The organism is Flammeovirga sp. AWQ4_249 (genome assembly GCF_056161045.1).
This window is the reverse complement of sequence record NZ_JBSWYJ010000042.1, coordinates 19,822-37,252: the sequence shown is the minus strand read 5'-3', so window position 1 is coordinate 37,252 and position 17,431 is coordinate 19,822. Positions and strand designations below refer to the sequence as shown.

Genomic DNA, 17,431 nt, shown 5'->3' with positions numbered 1-17,431 from the left:
AATAAAAAACCATACTCTTTAAAAAGAGAAAGAATGAAATACGTATATCAATATATTTGCACTTTTTTGGTATTCAATACCATCTTATTTTCTTGTGGATTCAAAACTTCTGAAAAAATAGACGCCAACAATGTTAATCGTCAAATTAAAGAAAGGAAAATCAAACAAATCAAGGAAAATGACATTATTGAGCAAGGTTATTCGATAGGCCAATCCATTATTAATACTCAACTTTTAAAAGGAGATTGTGGAGATTTGGATAAGACGATTCTCCCTGACAGTTTACAATCTTTTGTCACAAAAGTATGGGTAGATTGTAGCAATCCATCTGACAAAATTAGAAAGAGTATGTGGGAAGCATATCAATACAATATCCAAAATGACCTTCCTTTAAATGATAATATCCAAAATATTATCACAGATACAAACCGTAAATCTTATCTCTATTCTTCTCCAATATCAGTGAATGATAGCCTAAAAGTCATTCAAATCGAACTTAATCACAAAGCACTTGTGTTGTCTTTATATTAAAAGAGAAGAAAATATTACCTTTGCGGTAGAGTAGATTTAGCCTACTCAAATAGTAATTCGTTATCAAGAAATTTCTTATCCTATACAATGAAATATTTAATAGTCGGCTTGGGCAATATTGGCCCTGAATATGAAAAAACACGTCATAACATTGGTTTTATGGTGGCTGATTATTTAGCAAAAAAGCACGATGCTAAATTTGAAATGGACCGTTTGGCTTATGTTGCCGATTTTAAACATAAAGGAAGAAGCATCACAGTAATTAAACCTACTACTTATATGAATTTAAGTGGAAAAGCTGTGAAGTATTGGGCCAATCAATTAAAAGTAAAAACTGAAAATATTTTAGTCATTGTTGATGATCTAGCGATCCCTTACACAAGTCTTCGCATGAGAGGAAAAGGTGGTGCAGCAGGACACAATGGCCTAAAAGATATTGAAGTACAACTGCAAACAGCTGCCTATCCAAGATTACGTTTTGGTATTGGTGACAACTACTCAAAAGGCAAACAAGTTGATTTTGTTTTAGGAGAGTTTACTGAAGATGAAAAAATAGACTTGGATGGTTTAATCGAAAAATCAGCAGATATGTGCCTATCTTTCTGCTCAATTGGTTTATCAAGAACGATGACACAATTCAACAAGTAGCATGACTGACAAACAAATAAAAGGAATATCAGGGTACATAATGATCGTTGTACAAGCCATTATTTTTGGTGGTGCAGGGTATGTGATCTCTTTACCTAATTTAGGAGCTTTAGCGATGCTTCTAATAGCAATCGACCTTATCCTATTGAGAGGTTATTTTATAGTTTCACCCAACGAGGCTATCCTTTTATCACTTCTCGGTAAATATAAAGGAACAATAAATACACCCGGTTTTTATTGGCATCACCCTTTTAGAAGTATCAAAAGAGTATCCTTAAAAGACCACGTCAATATGGTTGGCCCTTGGAATACTTTTGCTAAAGATGGTGTTCAGTTGGAAATGAGTGTAGAACTACGTTGGAAGATCGAAGATACTGCGAAAGCTTACTTTGGCATGTCAAATATCGAAGAATCAACACTTTCTATTGCAAAAGAGACCGCTCAAACGTTAATAGAAATGTATCCATATGAAGATTTTGGGAAAGAACGTGTTTCTTTGCGCTTACATACGACAACTGTGAATCAAGCGTATGGCACTGCTTTAAAGAAAAAGCTGAATGAAGTAGGTATTTTCCTTGAAAGTGCTCGTTTTAATAATATCCGCTCAATGGGTAAAAAACGCGCAGCAAATGAAGCAGTTGCAATTGCTCAACAAATGATTCAAGAAGTAGATCAAGTTAATCAATTGACAGAAAGTGAAAAAGCAGGTATGAAGCTTCAACTAATGTCTTTATTGATGACTGAAAAGTAAAAAAGAAAAAACGAATAGTTTAAGATATGCATAAAGATGAATGTTTCGAGTTTGGTAAGATTACTAAAACTCACGGATTAAATGGAGAAGTATTATTCTTCTTAGACGTAGATGATCCTACCAAATATGAAGGTCTTGACGTTGTTTTCTTAGAAAGAAGAGGAAATTTAGTACCTTATTTCTTAGAATATCTTTCATTACACAACAGCAGATACATCGCTAAATTCGAAGATATTGATACAATTGAACAAGCTACTGAATTAAAGGATGCTCAATTATATCTTCCTTTAAGTGCTTTACCAAAGCTAGATGAAGGGCAGTTCTACTATCACGATATTGAAGATTTTACAGTAGTAGATAACAACTTGGGTGAATTAGGAACAGTACATAAAGTATATACCAACTCAGCTCAAGATATTTTAGAGATGAAATACAAAGGAAAAGAAGTTTTAATTCCAATCAATGATGAGATCATCATCAAAGCTGATCTTGAGAAAAAGGAATTATACACAAACATTCCTGATGGATTAATCGATATCTATTTAGAAGATTAATTTTCATCAAAACCTTATCTAAACCATTTTTAAAGTAACATTATGCTTTGAAAATGGTTTTTTTATACCCTTTCTTTAATAGATGTTTATATTAGAATTCATTTACTAAATTTATCATCCTTTCCCTACTTGTATCACGTTACTTTGTATAAGTATAAACAATATTTTATCAATAGCTGCTTTATACCTCATTATTATCAATATTAAATAAACTACTGCAAGTGAAAAAGCTACTACTCATTTTAAGTTTAATCATTATGGGATTAATTTCCTCACATCAAGAGGTACAAGCACAAACAAGTGTACAATACTATTATGGTATGGGAGGAGTCCAACAAGTTTCAATCTGGCAAAACCTGGATGAAACAAACTTGATCAACTTTCGTGTTGGCTATCAAGATTTCGACCAAGAAAATGTTTCTTTATCCGTAGGTTATGGTCACCTCTTTGGTAAATTCTTACCTTATTTGGTTTTCAATAAAGATGTAACATCAGATTTAAATAATTATTCTTTCACCAATGGCTATTATTGGGCTTCTGGTGGACGTTGGGACTTTGCTGTAGGTTGGACATTAAATCAGCATGAAACGTACAGTGCAGGACAAGGAGACGTGCCTACTGATACTTATGCTGCTTGGTCACAGAGCTATTGGTTTGACGCCTACTACAACCTAATTGATTGGAGAGCACAAGTGGGTGTAGAAGCTGGTGTAACTTCTTCTGGAGTTTGGTTCTGGGGAGTAATGTTCAGTAAAGCCTTTGACTTTAGTAAAAAACATTAGAAGAAAAGAGATATATAAAAAGGGTTGTTTCATTTATGTGATGAAACAACCCTTTTATTTTATAAAATCTTGGATATAAAAAAACAAGCCAGAAACGCATCGCTCAACTCCTTACCCTTGCTTGCTTCCGCACCTGGGGGATTCGGAGGAGCAAATCGATCTGACTTGCTCTGCAAAGGTAGGTACTTTTTTTAATCCCGCAATACTTTTTTCAACTTTTTTTATTAAAAACTTATAAGTTAGTACTAATTATTTAGTTATCAATGATTTAAAGTTTATTTTTTATTTTTAAATAAAACTTAATAGGATTATTCTAAGACAAAAGATTAGAAATATCGTCCTTACTAAGCTTTTTCATAAAGCTTTCTTCAGTTGTAATTAATGTATCGGCCAACTCTTTTTTACTTTGTTGTAGGGCTAAGATTTTTTCTTCAACCGTACCTCGTGTAATAAACTTATAGACCATTACTTTATTTTCTTGACCAATACGGTGCGCTCTATCCACAGCTTGAGCTTCAATCGCTGGATTCCACCATGGATCTAGGATAAACACATAATCTGCCGCTGTAAGGTTCAATCCTAAGCCACCTGCTTTTAATGAAATCAAGAAAATTTGTACATCATCTGTGTTTTGGAATTTATGAACTTCTTTCTTTCTGTCTTTTGTTCCTCCATCAAGATATGCATAATCAAAACCTTTCTTATCAAGCTCTTCTTTGAAAAGTGTAAGGTGCTTTACAAACTGACTAAACACTAAAATCTTGTGACCTTCAGCAGTTGCATTTTCCAAAGCTCGTATCACTTCATCAAACTTTCCTGCAGAGTGCTCATATTTATCTTCAATAAGCACCGGATGATTCGCTAACTGTCTTAATTCAGTCAAACCTTTAAGTAGCATAAATTGAGATCCTTTTACACCGGTAGATTCGATATGTTCAAGGATTTCATTTCGATACGAAGACTTCACTTCCTCGTATTTTTGCTTCTGTTCAGGTGACATATCGATATACATGATCTTTTCAACCTTTTCAGGTAATTCAGAGGCAACTTGAGACTTGTGACGTCTCATTACAAAAGGTTTGATCAAACGATAAAGTTTTGCATACTTTTCCTCGTCCTTTTTCCTTTCTATAGGATGTAAGAATTCTTTCTTGAAGAAATTTTGACCACCCAATAGACCTTCATTGGCAAAATTCATCTCAGACCATAAATCCATTGTCGTATTTTCAATTGGTGTACCTGTCAACAACAAGCGTTTACGACTTTTTAGTTGATTTACAGCCTTAGTTACAATAGACGATGGATTTTTAATGATTTGTGCTTCATCTAAGATGATATAATTAAAGAAATACTGTGATAATATTTCTGCATCAATTCTAGCTGTACCATACGAAGTAATGACAAGATCATAATGCCCAAACTTCTCTGGATTCTTCTGACGGTTAGTTCCTGTATAGTTTAAGATTTTCATCTTTGGCGTAAACTTCTTGGCTTCCATTTCCCAGTTATACACCAATGAAGTAGGCATAATTAATAAGGATGTACCATTTTCAGCTCCTCTTTCATGTTCTAAAACGGCTAAAGTCTGTACTGTCTTACCCAGACCCATATCATCTGCCAAGCATCCACCAAAATTATATTCTGACAAAAAGCGCATCCAATTGTACCCTGCCTTTTGATAAGGTCTTAATTTCCCTTTAAAACCTTTTGGCATTTCATACTCCTCAATCTTATCAAAATCATTCAACTTTGATAGACGATCATTTAAACTCACTTTTGCTAATGAACCTTCTTTAAGTTCCTGTACTAAAGCTAAGTGATGTTTGTGTAATCTTGGTGTTTCACTTTCATTATTCAAGAAATAGAACAACTCTTGATATTGTGAAAACCAGACATTAGGAATTACGGCAATTTCCCCATTTGGTAATTCAAATTCATGTCTACCCGACACTATAAGTTTACGGATAACTGTAAATGGAATTTCAAATTCACCAAAAAGGACTTTCGTCTTGATATCAAACCAATCTCGATCTTCTTCTACTTCAAGATTAATTGTCGAATGCCCAATGAAATATTTCTTTGTAATCGCTTTATCCTGTTGAACAGTGATATTTTTTTCTTCTAAAACATGTGAGTTAGTGGACAACCAAGAAAAAGCATCATTTTTAGGAAGAATAACTTTTCCTTTTTTTCCTATTTCTAGGCCTAAGTTTTCCACGAGATGTTTCACCTCTTTTTCATACCTTACTTCTCGAGGCATTTTATAGAAAGTAAATTCATCGTCTTTATATTCTAACGTCACATGACTTTTCTTTCCAATGGTCTCCCCTCCTACTTTTCTTTCTCCGTAGTCAAACATTAAATGTAATTCTACTTCCGTCACAATTGGATCATCACCTTCGGTTTGTTCACCTGGAGCTATAATTTCTTTTAAAACGATACATGGTTTTGCTTCTTCAGTCTGATGGATAATTTCAAAACCCGAGGCTTTGACCTTGTAATCTTCAATAAGATGAGAAATGAATTTTTCATAATAGCTTTCTTCCATTTTTTTAGGAATTGCTATAAAATTCTTGAATAAGAAAGGTTTAATTTTCTTACCATCTACGTCACCTTTAAACGTATATAATTTTCCTTCTAAAAGTAACCAAGCAGGTCTATTAGAAAGTAAAACGGCATTCTTATATTGGAATTCTACCTTTTCTCCTTCAAAAAACATAAAAGGGCGGTAGTTTGTGTTTCCTTCTTCCTTATTTCTCCAGAATCTAAAAGTAATTGAAGCTTTTTCTTTTTGAACTCTAATTGTTTTGTAAGTAGGATTTCCATCTTTTCCCATCTCAAAAACCATCTTTCCTGATAGCTTATTCAAGATTTTGATTCTTTCCTCTTCTACAAAGTCAAGGATTTTCTTTTGTAATGCCTGATCGCCTTTTTTTTCATCAAAAGTACTTAAGAAAAAGGCATTAGGTTTCTGTCTTTTCTTTCCTCCAAAACGATGAGCAACAGCATCCGGCTGAATATTATCCATCAATTCTATCAACTCATAATCTTTATCATCTAAGCGACTAGAAAATTCATGAGCATTTCTTGATGAAATATTCTGATGCTGAAGGGTTAGTTTATTTTCATGATTTAATTGAACAACAAAGGATTCAAACAAATAGCCTAAATACTGATGTTCAAATAAAGAAAATACCAATTGAAAGGGTTGGGAGGTTGAAACTTTCATCTGTTCTCAGAACTCTTTTACTAAACAATTTTTTCAATTACTAAATCATCAAAACTAATACATTTAAACTAACCTACAAACCGTATCGACAAAAAGTCATACTAAATTTTGGATGAATATTATACTATCTAGATAAATATTGTTAAAGGATATCTTATTAATTAAGAATATTTTATATACTAACACTAATTATGTAAACATTTGCAATGCACTATGTTGAATATTAGTGTTTTGAATAGTTAGATGATACATTTACGTTAAATCTAACGCTCATAAACTGAAAAATATGTCCTCGAAATTACATACTACCATCCTATCTGTTTTAGCTGTTCTTATGGCAATTTATATCATTTGGGATGTATATAATGATAAATATTCTGATACGACAAATGAACATCAATTAATCGTTGAAGAACTTGAAGGTCTTGGAAGACTTGAACTTTACAAAGCACATGTAAGGGATGTTGCTGAATACACCGAAGAAAATCAATATCTAAAAAATGTACCTGTAGCAAGTGAATATTTTAAATCAAAAATTCTTGCTGTAATTGGTGGTGAAATTGTCGCCTATATCAATCTTGGTGAAATCAAAGATAAAGACATTCAAATCATCGACTCAACTTTAGTCGTAGACTTACCAATGCTTAATATTGACGGTAGAGTAAATCCTCAAGAAGTAAAAGTATATTCTTCGGAATATGCTAGCCCTGAAGCCATGAATCAATTGTACATTGAAGCAGAAGAAAAATTAAAAAAAACAGGGCAAGAAATGCAATTGGAAATAAAGGCTAAAGAAAATGCAAAGCAGTATTTAGCGCCAATTCTTTCAAAAATAAGTGGTCACAAAAATATTAAGATCAACTTTAAGGATAGTGTAAACCTACATTACATGCATAAATAACACCTTGAAATCCATTACTCAAATGTTAATTACAAAGTGTTAAGAGAAATATTATTTTTTTTACTCTAGAATCACATACTATTATCTGTAAAGAAGGCGTTAAGTATTATATTTGTTTATCATAAATCAAATATTTGATTATATTGATAAAAAACTGTATTATACAGCAACTCATTAGTCTTTATTTTTTTATTTATCAAAGACTTTCCGTTAGAACTATACTTCATAAGCGCACTTTTTTGTTATGAACAGATCAACAAATACGCATATTACTTTTTATACAAAACTAGTACTTCTTTTTTTCCTCTTTATCAATACTTCTGCATTCGCTCAAAGTATTTTGAGTACGCATTATTCAAAAGATAATGGTCTGAAAGCAGAATCTGTAAAAAGTATTTCAAAGGATTCCAATGGTTACCTATGGTTGGCTACAGATGATGGTCTAATTCGTTATGACGGATTGAACTTTAAAAGTTTTGGCAATAACCAACTGAATAGCAAACACATAAAACAACTTCTTCAGAAAAATGACGGTAGTTTATACGCTATCACAGATAATGAAGTAGTACAAATCTTCAGTTCTCCTGATAATGTTTCTTTTCAAATTTTAATGCAAACCAAAACGCCTACACAAGATGAAGGTGATCTTTATTATGGTAAATTATTATTTGAAGACAGAACAAATAATCTTTGGGTAGCAGATAATTCTCAAATCTATAAAGAAGCTAGCCCTGGTAAATTCGAATTAGTATTTAGTGATTTTACTTTAGAAGCTCAATCAAATAATCGCTCATTCCAACTTGTAGAGAATATTGATGGTGAGATCTTCGCTTTTCACTTATCAGGTACAATTTTAAAGTTTGATAGTACTATTAATCAATTCAAGAAAATATCTAGTTCTTTTGGGTTAAATAATATTCAACATGCAATTTGGTTCAATGGCTCATCATTTTTAGTAGCAGATGCAACAAAAGGTGTTTCTTTAGTGACTATCGATGGTACTAAAGTGACTCGTGAGCAAATTGGGCAAAAAATGGACGCTTCTTATATCCAAGAAATTAATACTGATTTGTATATGGTTTCGGGTTATTTAAAAGGTATGTACCGTTTAGAAAGTTCATATGAAGGATTTAAACTTCAAAGAGCTTCAGAATTGGGTGTTTATAATGGTAACTCAATGTATTATAATGACCTTGATCTATGGTTGGCAAGAGATAATGGTATTTCATTATTCCAACAATTACCATTTAATCAATTAGCCTCAAATATTACAAGTTCATTTATTCAACATATTAATGGTGATGAGAAAAATCTTTACTTCACGGATGGTGGTAACTTATACCAAGGTAATCTTAACTCATTAAATGAATTCAAACTAGAAAATAAAATTAAGGTTACTCCTGCTGGCAACTCATTCTTAAAAATATTACCTACAAAACAAGGTGTTTGGACTTCTGATGCTGAAGGTCGCCTGTATTTATGGAGAGGAGATAGACAAGTCAAAAAGTTTGATCTATCACACGTTGGTGGTGCAATCTTCGTTCTTAAACAAGACCAAAAGGGTAATCTATGGGTATGTCAAGACGGTATTGCAGGTGTAATTAAAATTGAACCTGACGGACGTACAAAGATCTATAGTGTAGAGGAAGGAGTAATAAGCAGAGCAATTAGTATTGAAATTACTGAAGATAATGAAATTCTATTAGGAGGTACTTCCAAAGATGGTCTTGTATTCCAATACAATGAAGTAGTAGACTCATTTGACAATTTGACTGAAAAATTAAACTTCTCTCTTGAAGGTAATATTCAGACCAATGATATTGTCAAAATGAGTAATGGAAATGTCATCCTTGGTACTTCATATGGTACTTTAATTCTTCAAGATGAAAAAATTACTCGTATAAACTTTGGTGATTTTACATCAATTTCAAATAATGCAATTGTTGTTGATAAAACTGAACAACAATTATGGATTGCGACTCCTTCAGGTTTAATGCTATACAACTTTGAGCATGACGAATATCTTCTATATACAAATAAGGATGGTCTTCCTGATGCAAGCTTAAATCCTAGAGGGTTATTTATTGATGATTTAGGTAAACTATTTATATCTACAACAAAAGGTATTGGTTTCGCACCTAACCTTCAAGTATTAAAAGAAACACCTAGACCATTCATAGAACAAATTCATGTTGGTGGTGATAAAATTGATCCTAAGTTAAGACCTGATGTTTCTTCAGATAGTTATTTAAGAATCGATTTCCATATTCCAGTTTATCCAACTGAAAACGTAGCCTTTCAAAAACGTATTTTAGGTTACCCTGGATTGGATGAATGGACAAACTTTGACAAGGAAAAAGAAGGTCTTTTGATTGATCAATTAGAAGCTGGATCCTCTTATACATTGGAAATTAGAGGTAGAAAAACAGGTAACTTCTCGTGGTCTAGACCTTTGTCTTTTAGATTTTCAGTATTTACTCCATTCTACAAACAGTGGTGGAGTTATGTAATCTATGTAGTAGGTACAATTACAATTATCTTAATTATTGTTCAATTAAATATCCTACGTTCTAGAAGAGAACAAAAACGATTAGAGGAACAAGTAAACCTTAGAACTAAAGAGGTAGAACTTCAATCATCAGAATTAACTGAAAAGAACAGCGAATTAGAAAAAGCCTTTAACCGCTTGAAACGATCTGAAGCCATTCTAAACCATAACACAAAGGAATTAGAAAGAGCCAAAAGAGAAGCAGATAAAGCCGTTTCTAAATTGAAAGATAAAAACACAGAGCTTGAAGAGACTTCTCGTACAATTCGTGAACAACACCAGGAAATGAAATCTCACCGAGAGCAAATCCTTCGTCAAAACGAACTTGTAAAAGAACAAGCCTTACTACTTTCTCAGCACAATGATAAAGTAAAGAGTTCTGTAAACTATGCCCGTCGTATGCAAACAGCCGTATTTGGTCAGCCAAATGAAATGTCTGATAAAATGAAAGCTATTGGACAGCATTGGGATGGTTTTGTATACTTAAAACCTAGAGATATTGTCTCAGGAGACTTCCATTGGTTTGGTGAGAAAAACGAAAACTACATTATTGTAGCTGCCGATTGTACAGGTCACGGTGTACCAGGTGCATTCATGTCCTTGATTGGTAATGACCTTCTTAACCAAATTGTTTACGAAAGAGGTATTCTTGATCCAGGCCGTATCTTAAAATTGATGAATGATATGATTCGTCAAGCCCTAAACCAAGCAGAAAACGAAAATAGTCGTGATGGTATGGATATCGCTATTTGCGTTGTTTCTCCTAAACGTAAAACATTAACTTTTGCAGGAGCAGGTAGACCACTTTATTATATCGATAATAATGAACCTGATGAATTAAAACGCCTTAAAGGTGGTAAATTCGGTATTGGTGGTAAGTCCACGAAGAAAAAAGTGTACGAATCTTATTCTATTCCATTAGATACAATTAAAGTAATGTACATCTGTTCTGATGGTTACCAAGATCAATTTGGTGGTCCTAATGGCCGTAAACTAATGCAAAAGCCATTTAAAGAATTACTTTTCTCTATTCATGATAAAGAAATGGAGGAACAAAATATTGCTTTGACGAGTTTCATGGAACAATGGATGCTACATGGAAATCAACGTCAAATTGATGATATGTTGATTATTGGTCTTAAACCTCATGTTGCTGTTAGTGAAGAAGATGAGAAAGAACTTCTTCTTGTAGATGAGCATGAAAAACAAAGACAATCAATATTCTAAGATATTTACATTGAGATCAAAAGAAGTCAACTTTACATTGGCTTCTTTTTTTTATCTATTTGAATACTTTTTTAAGAAATTTTTACATATTAAATTTGGCCTAAAACCTTTTTCAAAAGATTGAATTTATTAATGCCAAAATTTTTCTTTTATATCATTTTACTATCAATATCTATGTGGATATCTACTTCTTCTTATGCTCAAGAAGTTGAAACTTCTGCCAAAACGATTTATTTAATCGATGATGAAGGTATGTTGGATATTGTAAATGTAGAAGAAAGAAATATCATTACACTACATCATTTAGAAGAAGAATGGCGTTTTTTCTTTGAAGAAGATAAACTCATCGCTTTAGAGTGTATTCAAAAGGATGTGCTCTACAAAGAACTTTTTGAAGTACAACCCAACGTATATAAAGATGATAGTGGTAATTTGAAACTTTACTCACAATTGAAGAATAAGAATGAAATTTCAGTCACTATTGAAGCTAATAATTCTCTAACTGATCTTTATTTCTCAAAAAATAATAATGAAGAGGCAACATTTTACTTTAAAAATATGGCAGTTAATAAAAGTAAATTGTAAATTGCAACAACAATCGGTTAAACAAACATTATCAATCTAAATTTTTTCATGAGCGATCATGACTCATAAACTCTCATTATGTATGAATTATAAATTATTCTCTAAAGTGCTTTCAGCTACTGCACTTTTTTCTTTTTTTTCACTGCAAACTAATGCTCAAGGATGTGCAGATGCCGGATTATGTAGCATAGGCCCTATGAAAAGTAGTGAATTTTTTGAGGAACCTACAAATGGTGAAATTAGATTTAGACCATCCTATGGATTAGGTGAAAAACAAGTTAGTAATATTGGTTTACAACTTGAAGGTGATTACAACATTCAAGATGTAGTTTACTTCCAATTTATTTTACCTTATAATATTAATGTAGGTGACTTAGGTAGTGCAACAGGATTTGGCGACCTTACTTTATCTCTTTCTGCACCAGTTTACAAAGGAGACGAAGTAGCTACAACTATTTTCGTAGGTACAAAAATACCTTTGCAAAATGGTAATGCATTAGATGATAACGGTAATTCTCTTCCAATGGCTTATCAACCGAGTTTAGGTACATATGATATTCTTGGAGGTGTTGCAGTTAGTTATAAACAATTTCTTTTCTCTGCAGGTTACCAACAGCCACTTACTCAAAATGAAAATGGTTATGTTGCTCCAGGCGTAGATCCTGATGAGGAATCTTGGACTACAAATGGTTTTGAAAGGTCAGCAGACTTAGCATTAAGAGCTGAATATTCTAAAGACAATCCTGAAAAAATAAATTGGAAAGCAGGTTTATTAGGTATTGTTCATATGGGGAATGATTCTTATTTAGACCCTGAGGATAACACAAGAAAAGATATTGAAAACTCTAGTGGATTAACTCTAAATATCACAGGAGGTATTTCAAAAAGTTTTGGTAAATACACTTTAGGTACTGACTTAGGTTTTCCTGTAGTTACAAGAGAAGCTAGACCTGATGGTTTGACTAGATCTTTTGTACTTGGCGTTTACGGAGGTTGGAAATTCTAATCAAATCGTGAATAAAAAATAAACCTCTTAGTTTTCAGTTAAAGCTAAGAGGTTTTTTATTTTAATCTGCCATTGAAATGACATCTCCATTTACTTCTGAAGTAATAACATATTGATTTGCGGCCCATTTGTATTGACTAAAATAGGCTTCTGCTAACGTTCGCATTCCTTTGGCCATGTCATCTTTTGGATAAGCTACACTGACCATTTTCATCAATGTCTTATTTTCTGAACTATGAGAATATTGAAATAACTTCCACATACCGGCTTCATCTAACATAGAAAGTGCTTTTTCTATACCATATCGATCAACCAATTTAGTATAGAAAGGTTCACCTCTCGCTGAAACAAGTTTTCCTGCTTTTACATCTCGCATGTACAGTTCTTGTTCGCCCATTGCATAAATATAGGCTTGCATCAAAACAACATCATGATAATCTAATTCAAATTGTTCATAAGGAATATTATCTCTAAATGCCATGTATTTGTCAATCCAAGTAAGATGTTCCCAATTTTCTATAGCTTCAGGTTTTATCTGCGTTAAAGTATCAATCAACTCCATGTAAGTCAGCACTCTTCTTCTTTCATCAGAAATTGAGAAATATTCAAATGGATCTATAGAATCTAAGTTAGCATTAAAGTAACCATCTATTTGAGATTGCTCACTAATTTCAACCAAGGCATATAAAGAATCAGTTTCTAATTCATACTTCTCAAATGCATTCATTAGATTCACTTCCAATGCTTCTTTCGTATCAGTAATTCTTTCAGTAAAATAGGTATTGATTTCATCTGTATTATAATCCTTAAAAAAGGGATTTGAAGATCTTCGGTTGACATTTTTATAATATTCTCCTCTAAAACCAAAAGTCTGTTGTAATGGTAATTCTGTAAAATCTTCAATTCTATGTTTTGCCAACCAATATTTCATAGCGGTTTCTGGGAATGGCACCGTTATTTTAATATCAATACTTGCTTTTTGATTTCCAATCTTAGACATTCTATACGCTATCGAATTGGCCAACTCTGGTAATACTTTAGAATACAACTGTCTATTTAGAGATATAGAATCCAACAGATTCTGACGTCTAATAACAATAGATTGTGTATTATAAATTGACTCTAGATCGGTATCATCAAACCCTGGAACTTGTACAGGTTTTGGTTCATGATAGGCTACGGCATCTAAGAAAACAGGCATTGTTTCTTGCTTTAAGATAATCTCTCTGAAGATATATGAATTAATATTCGAGATTCTTATACATCCACCTGATAAGGCAAAACCTAATTGATCAACCCTATTAGATCCATGAACATAGATTTGTCTACTTCCTGAGTTACTATTGTCAATGTAACAAACTTCCTCATCTGGAAGGTCTAAATATTTTGGTGCAGCTAAGTCGATTAATTCAGAACCAAAATTTTGACCTATCAAACCAAATTGGTTAGAACATATAAAAGCCTTTTCTTCTTTCGTGTTTTTTCGGTACAAATACTTTGCTTCACCTTCAAAAGACTGTCCTTCAATTTTATGAAAAATATTTTTTGTATCGGTAGTCAATGTTTTTGCTTGCCACCCCTTTTGATGATAATCTTTATAAATTAAGAAATATCCTAATGGTGTTTGGCCTGAATCGTTTTCATATCCAACACCCTTCCAAGCTGATGAAATATCAAATTCGACTAGTTCCCCAGTTGCCATATTTACAATATACCCAACTTGACCTCCTACTTCTTTTTTTGACACATTACCTACAAAAGCATAACCTGATCGAATACCCCTTGTGTCTCTCAAGTAGACAAATGATTTATGCATCTTGTTATGAACAAAAGAAAATCTTTTAGGATTCGTTTCTTTTGACAAAACTCTCATATTACAAGTTGCATAATCCCTCAACATTTCTTTTTGATGCTCTGTTAAATCAGGATATTCCATCAACAATTCATTGATGAAGTTCTGAGTTAAAGAAGATAAACTTTCAGGCATTTTTTCTTTGGCATCTTCTAATTGTTGAATCGCTGGAATTGAAAATACCTCAGCTTGTACTTCAGGGCTATAGTTAGCTCTAGAAGCTACAAATACTGGTTTTCCAGTCAATTCTTTCCAGTTAAAATCTTCATCAGTGAATGAATCTATAGAAGAGTATGATCCTTTTTTATTTTGAGAAACACAGGATATCAGTAGTAAAAAAGTTAAAGAATAAAGTAAGTGTCTATTGTTGAGAATCATGAGAGTTTTGGGTTATTTTGATCAGTTAAGGTTTTAAGCCTTAAAAAGTACTTATAATTTACTGCTTTTTTTCAACACCAAAAAGTATAATATCAAAAAAAGCCATAAGGATTTCTTGATTCCCTATGGCTTTTTGTTAATCTATCCAATGTAAAACATCACGGATTACACTCCAATGTTTTTCCCTCCGTGTCGGGTCTTTTCCAAGAATCCAATAATCGTAGAACCTCTCGATTGTACCATCTTTTTGATTTACTTCTATCCAATTTGAGACAAAAATGGCCATATTTTCATCATTATTTCCAACAGGATAAGCAAGCGGTAATGTAATTTTGTAAGGTAATGGATCCGCAATTTGGTATTCAGGATGCAATAAAGTTAACGCCGAACCTCTTTCCGCACTTGTTAACAATCCACTGAGATGTAAACTATCATTTTCTTGATGGAAGAATTGACTGACAGAATCTAATCGAACAGCACTTGCTTGAGGGAAGTATTTTAAGAATTTCTTCGCAACATCACTCCTTTCAAAATAACCAATAGTAAACGAGTCCAATTCTATTGCTCTATCATATGTTTTATATTGATCAGCATGATCTCCAACGACAAGTGCCATTGTCACATCAATATAGGGTTTAGAAAAAGCTAATTCTGCCGAATATTGACTAGATAAGAAAATATCAGACATCACAATATCAAAGTAATCATTCTTTAATTCATCTGGCATATTTCCTACAGTAATCGGTATAAATTCAATTTCCACCTTTAAAGCAGAAGCTAGTTCATGTGCCATATCAATACCAAAACCAACTAACTCACCTTTAGCATTAAAATAACTAAAAGGTACTTCTTGTTCATAAAATCCTACTCGAATAATCCCTCTTCTTTTGATTCTATCCAATATACCTTCACCTTCCATTAGTTTTATTGGATTAGGTTTAGCTTCTGGTAAAACTTTAAAAGGAACTAGTCGATGAATCAATTGCATGTTTGATATGACTTTATCATTCTTATAGACATCTTTTAAAGAATAGGCAAGGAAATACCTTAAAGGAATTAAACTAAAAATAAATAAGCCAACAGCAACAGTAACTAAAGTAATGAGCTTTCTTTTTTTTATTTTAAAAAAACCATGTGACTTACTTAAAGTTAAAATTGTAAGTGTAATCAAATGCATTGCTCCTAAAACTACTCTAACTCTATCCGTAAAAACAGTTGATACGATAAACAACTGAAACATATCTTTAGGAATTTTGAGTAAATCCAGCATAAAAGGTATGCCTGTTACTGGAGCGACAAAACTACTTAAAAGTGTTGCTCCCATAAATACTGGTACTTCTTTCAATTGGATTTCATTACCCACAAACCAAGCGGCAAAAGGAACAAATATAAAAATAATGAGTGTACCTAGATTAGGAAAAGGATAAGCTAAAGGCATTAATATATCTGTACCAGCATCATTCTCCTCATTGTTCAGATTGTATTCATCATAAAGTAATTTAAGGTCTTCAATCAACTGAGGCAGTACAACAATGATTTTTCCAGTTGCAAAGATCGTAATCAATGTTGCTTTCGTATATTTAAATACATCTCCATATTTAAAGGGTGTACATGCTGATATTAAATAAGGTAAAACCCAAAACACCATAATGAGCACTGCTACTAAATAAGTCAACAGATAAGCTTGCATTTTTCCTAGCTCATCCATTGTCATTGTACCAGCCGTACTTGCTGCAATTGCAAAAACACCTAAAGGAGTAAGTTTGACAACGATTTTATTGACTTGATTTAATGCCTTATTAAAAGCATCTAAACTATTTAATAAGAGTTCTTTATCATCTCCTTTGATTTGCATTACACCAATTCCAACTAGAATCGAGAATAATACAACTGCCGGAACTTTACTTTCCGCTAATGAAAAGAAGGGGTTTGAAGGAATATATAGTTTTAGAAAATCAATCTCTGGAGGTGGAGTCACAAAACTAGTACTAAAAAAGTTTGCTGACTTCCATTCTGGAAAAGCAAAAGGTAAAATCAAAACTACTGTAATCCCAATTCCCAATAAGATAACTAGGAAACGAATACCATTTATAATCAACTTACGCCCTTCTTCAAGTGATAGACGTCCAATATTTACGATAAGTGAAAAGACAATATATGGAAGCACTGTCATCTGAAGCAATCCAATAAATGCTTCACCAACAATACCTAAATGTTTGCAATATTCTCCAAAAAATAAACCAACAGCAATACCAATAAATAACCCTATCAAGATCTTTGTAGATAAGGTCATTGGTGCTTTGGCTTTTGTTGTTTGGGTTTGATCAGTCATAAAAGACAAGAAATAGTATAATATAGTACGTTATGTTCTTCTATTAAATATAATATAAATAAAGGTTACTCCAATGCTTAGAGTAACCTTTATTGAGGATATATTCT

Annotated in this window: 12 protein-coding genes and 1 other RNA gene; 9 read left to right on the top strand and 4 right to left on the bottom strand. The window is 32.6% G+C overall.

Annotated features, from left to right (window positions below; translation table 11 throughout):
* Positions 1-33: 33 nt before the first annotated feature.
* The 5 genes from ACXAHM_RS21450 (at position 34) to ACXAHM_RS21430 (ending at position 3,266) form a co-directional block, all read left to right on the top strand.
* Positions 34-531 carry a hypothetical protein gene (locus ACXAHM_RS21450; RefSeq protein ID WP_474964620.1) on the top strand — a complete coding sequence of 166 codons (498 nt, stop codon included), beginning with the start codon at positions 34-36 and terminating at the stop codon, positions 529-531.
* Between the two features lie 87 nt (positions 532-618).
* On the top strand, positions 619-1,179 hold the full coding sequence (gene pth, locus ACXAHM_RS21445) for an aminoacyl-tRNA hydrolase (RefSeq protein WP_474964617.1): 561 nt from the start codon (positions 619-621) through the stop codon (positions 1,177-1,179).
* A gap of 1 nt (position 1,180) precedes the next feature.
* Positions 1,181-1,930: an SPFH domain-containing protein gene (locus tag ACXAHM_RS21440; protein WP_474964614.1), complete on the top strand. Its 750-nt coding sequence runs from the start codon at positions 1,181-1,183 to the stop codon at positions 1,928-1,930.
* Between the two features lie 26 nt (positions 1,931-1,956).
* Positions 1,957-2,484, top strand: a complete 528-nt coding sequence (gene rimM, locus ACXAHM_RS21435; RefSeq protein ID WP_474964610.1) for a ribosome maturation factor RimM — start codon at positions 1,957-1,959, stop codon at positions 2,482-2,484.
* A 221-nt stretch (positions 2,485-2,705) separates the two neighbouring features.
* The gene (locus ACXAHM_RS21430) at positions 2,706-3,266 is read left to right on the top strand and encodes a hypothetical protein (RefSeq protein ID WP_474964608.1); all 561 of its coding nucleotides are present in this window, start codon (positions 2,706-2,708) and stop codon (positions 3,264-3,266) included.
* 79 nt (positions 3,267-3,345) lie between these two features.
* Here ACXAHM_RS21430 and ffs read toward each other — a convergent pair.
* An RNA gene (gene ffs / locus ACXAHM_RS21425) (signal recognition particle sRNA small type) lies at positions 3,346-3,436 on the bottom strand.
* A gap of 143 nt (positions 3,437-3,579) precedes the next feature.
* On the bottom strand, positions 3,580-6,495 hold the full coding sequence (locus tag ACXAHM_RS21420) for a DEAD/DEAH box helicase (RefSeq protein ID WP_474964604.1): 2,916 nt from the start codon (positions 6,493-6,495) through the stop codon (positions 3,580-3,582).
* A gap of 286 nt (positions 6,496-6,781) precedes the next feature.
* Here ACXAHM_RS21420 and ACXAHM_RS21415 point away from each other — a divergent pair, with 286 nt between their 5' ends.
* The 4 genes from ACXAHM_RS21415 (at position 6,782) to ACXAHM_RS21400 (ending at position 12,762) form a co-directional block, all read left to right on the top strand.
* Complete coding sequence (locus ACXAHM_RS21415; RefSeq protein WP_474964600.1) at positions 6,782-7,396, top strand: DUF4230 domain-containing protein; 615 nt, start codon at positions 6,782-6,784, stop codon at positions 7,394-7,396.
* Between the two features lie 244 nt (positions 7,397-7,640).
* Positions 7,641-11,171: a SpoIIE family protein phosphatase gene (locus tag ACXAHM_RS21410; RefSeq protein ID WP_474964597.1), complete on the top strand. Its 3,531-nt coding sequence runs from the start codon at positions 7,641-7,643 to the stop codon at positions 11,169-11,171.
* A gap of 174 nt (positions 11,172-11,345) precedes the next feature.
* Positions 11,346-11,756 (top strand): hypothetical protein, encoded by a 411-nt coding sequence (locus tag ACXAHM_RS21405; RefSeq protein ID WP_474964595.1) that lies wholly within the window; start codon positions 11,346-11,348, stop codon positions 11,754-11,756.
* Positions 11,757-11,838: 82 nt separating this feature from the next.
* A complete protein-coding gene (locus ACXAHM_RS21400) occupies positions 11,839-12,762 on the top strand; it encodes a hypothetical protein (protein WP_474964592.1) in 924 nt (307 codons plus the stop codon).
* Positions 12,763-12,823: 61 nt separating this feature from the next.
* Here ACXAHM_RS21400 and ACXAHM_RS21395 read toward each other — a convergent pair whose 3' ends face one another.
* Positions 12,824-14,992, bottom strand: coding sequence for a L,D-transpeptidase (locus ACXAHM_RS21395; RefSeq protein WP_474964588.1), 2,169 nt, complete (start codon positions 14,990-14,992; stop codon positions 12,824-12,826).
* 136 nt (positions 14,993-15,128) lie between these two features.
* Positions 15,129-17,324, bottom strand: coding sequence for a cation:dicarboxylate symporter family transporter (locus ACXAHM_RS21390; RefSeq protein WP_474964584.1), 2,196 nt, complete (start codon positions 17,322-17,324; stop codon positions 15,129-15,131).
* Positions 17,325-17,431 lie beyond the last annotated feature (107 nt).

Excerpts from the sequence above, each read along its gene's own strand:
- ACXAHM_RS21450 (WP_474964620.1), top strand. The coding sequence starts at position 34 with ATGAAATACGTATATCAATATATTTGCACTTTTTTGGTATTCAATACC.
- pth (WP_474964617.1), top strand. The coding sequence starts at position 619 with ATGAAATATTTAATAGTCGGCTTGGGCAATATTGGCCCTGAATATGAA.
- ACXAHM_RS21440 (WP_474964614.1), top strand. The coding sequence starts at position 1,181 with ATGACTGACAAACAAATAAAAGGAATATCAGGGTACATAATGATCGTT.
- rimM (WP_474964610.1), top strand. The coding sequence starts at position 1,957 with ATGCATAAAGATGAATGTTTCGAGTTTGGTAAGATTACTAAAACTCAC.
- ACXAHM_RS21420 (WP_474964604.1), bottom strand. The coding sequence starts at position 6,495 with ATGAAAGTTTCAACCTCCCAACCCTTTCAATTGGTATTTTCTTTATTT.
- ACXAHM_RS21415 (WP_474964600.1), top strand. The coding sequence starts at position 6,782 with ATGTCCTCGAAATTACATACTACCATCCTATCTGTTTTAGCTGTTCTT.
- ACXAHM_RS21410 (WP_474964597.1), top strand. The coding sequence starts at position 7,641 with ATGAACAGATCAACAAATACGCATATTACTTTTTATACAAAACTAGTA.
- ACXAHM_RS21405 (WP_474964595.1), top strand. The coding sequence starts at position 11,346 with ATGTGGATATCTACTTCTTCTTATGCTCAAGAAGTTGAAACTTCTGCC.
- ACXAHM_RS21400 (WP_474964592.1), top strand. The coding sequence starts at position 11,839 with ATGAATTATAAATTATTCTCTAAAGTGCTTTCAGCTACTGCACTTTTT.
- ACXAHM_RS21395 (WP_474964588.1), bottom strand. The coding sequence starts at position 14,992 with ATGATTCTCAACAATAGACACTTACTTTATTCTTTAACTTTTTTACTA.
- ACXAHM_RS21390 (WP_474964584.1), bottom strand. The coding sequence starts at position 17,324 with ATGACTGATCAAACCCAAACAACAAAAGCCAAAGCACCAATGACCTTA.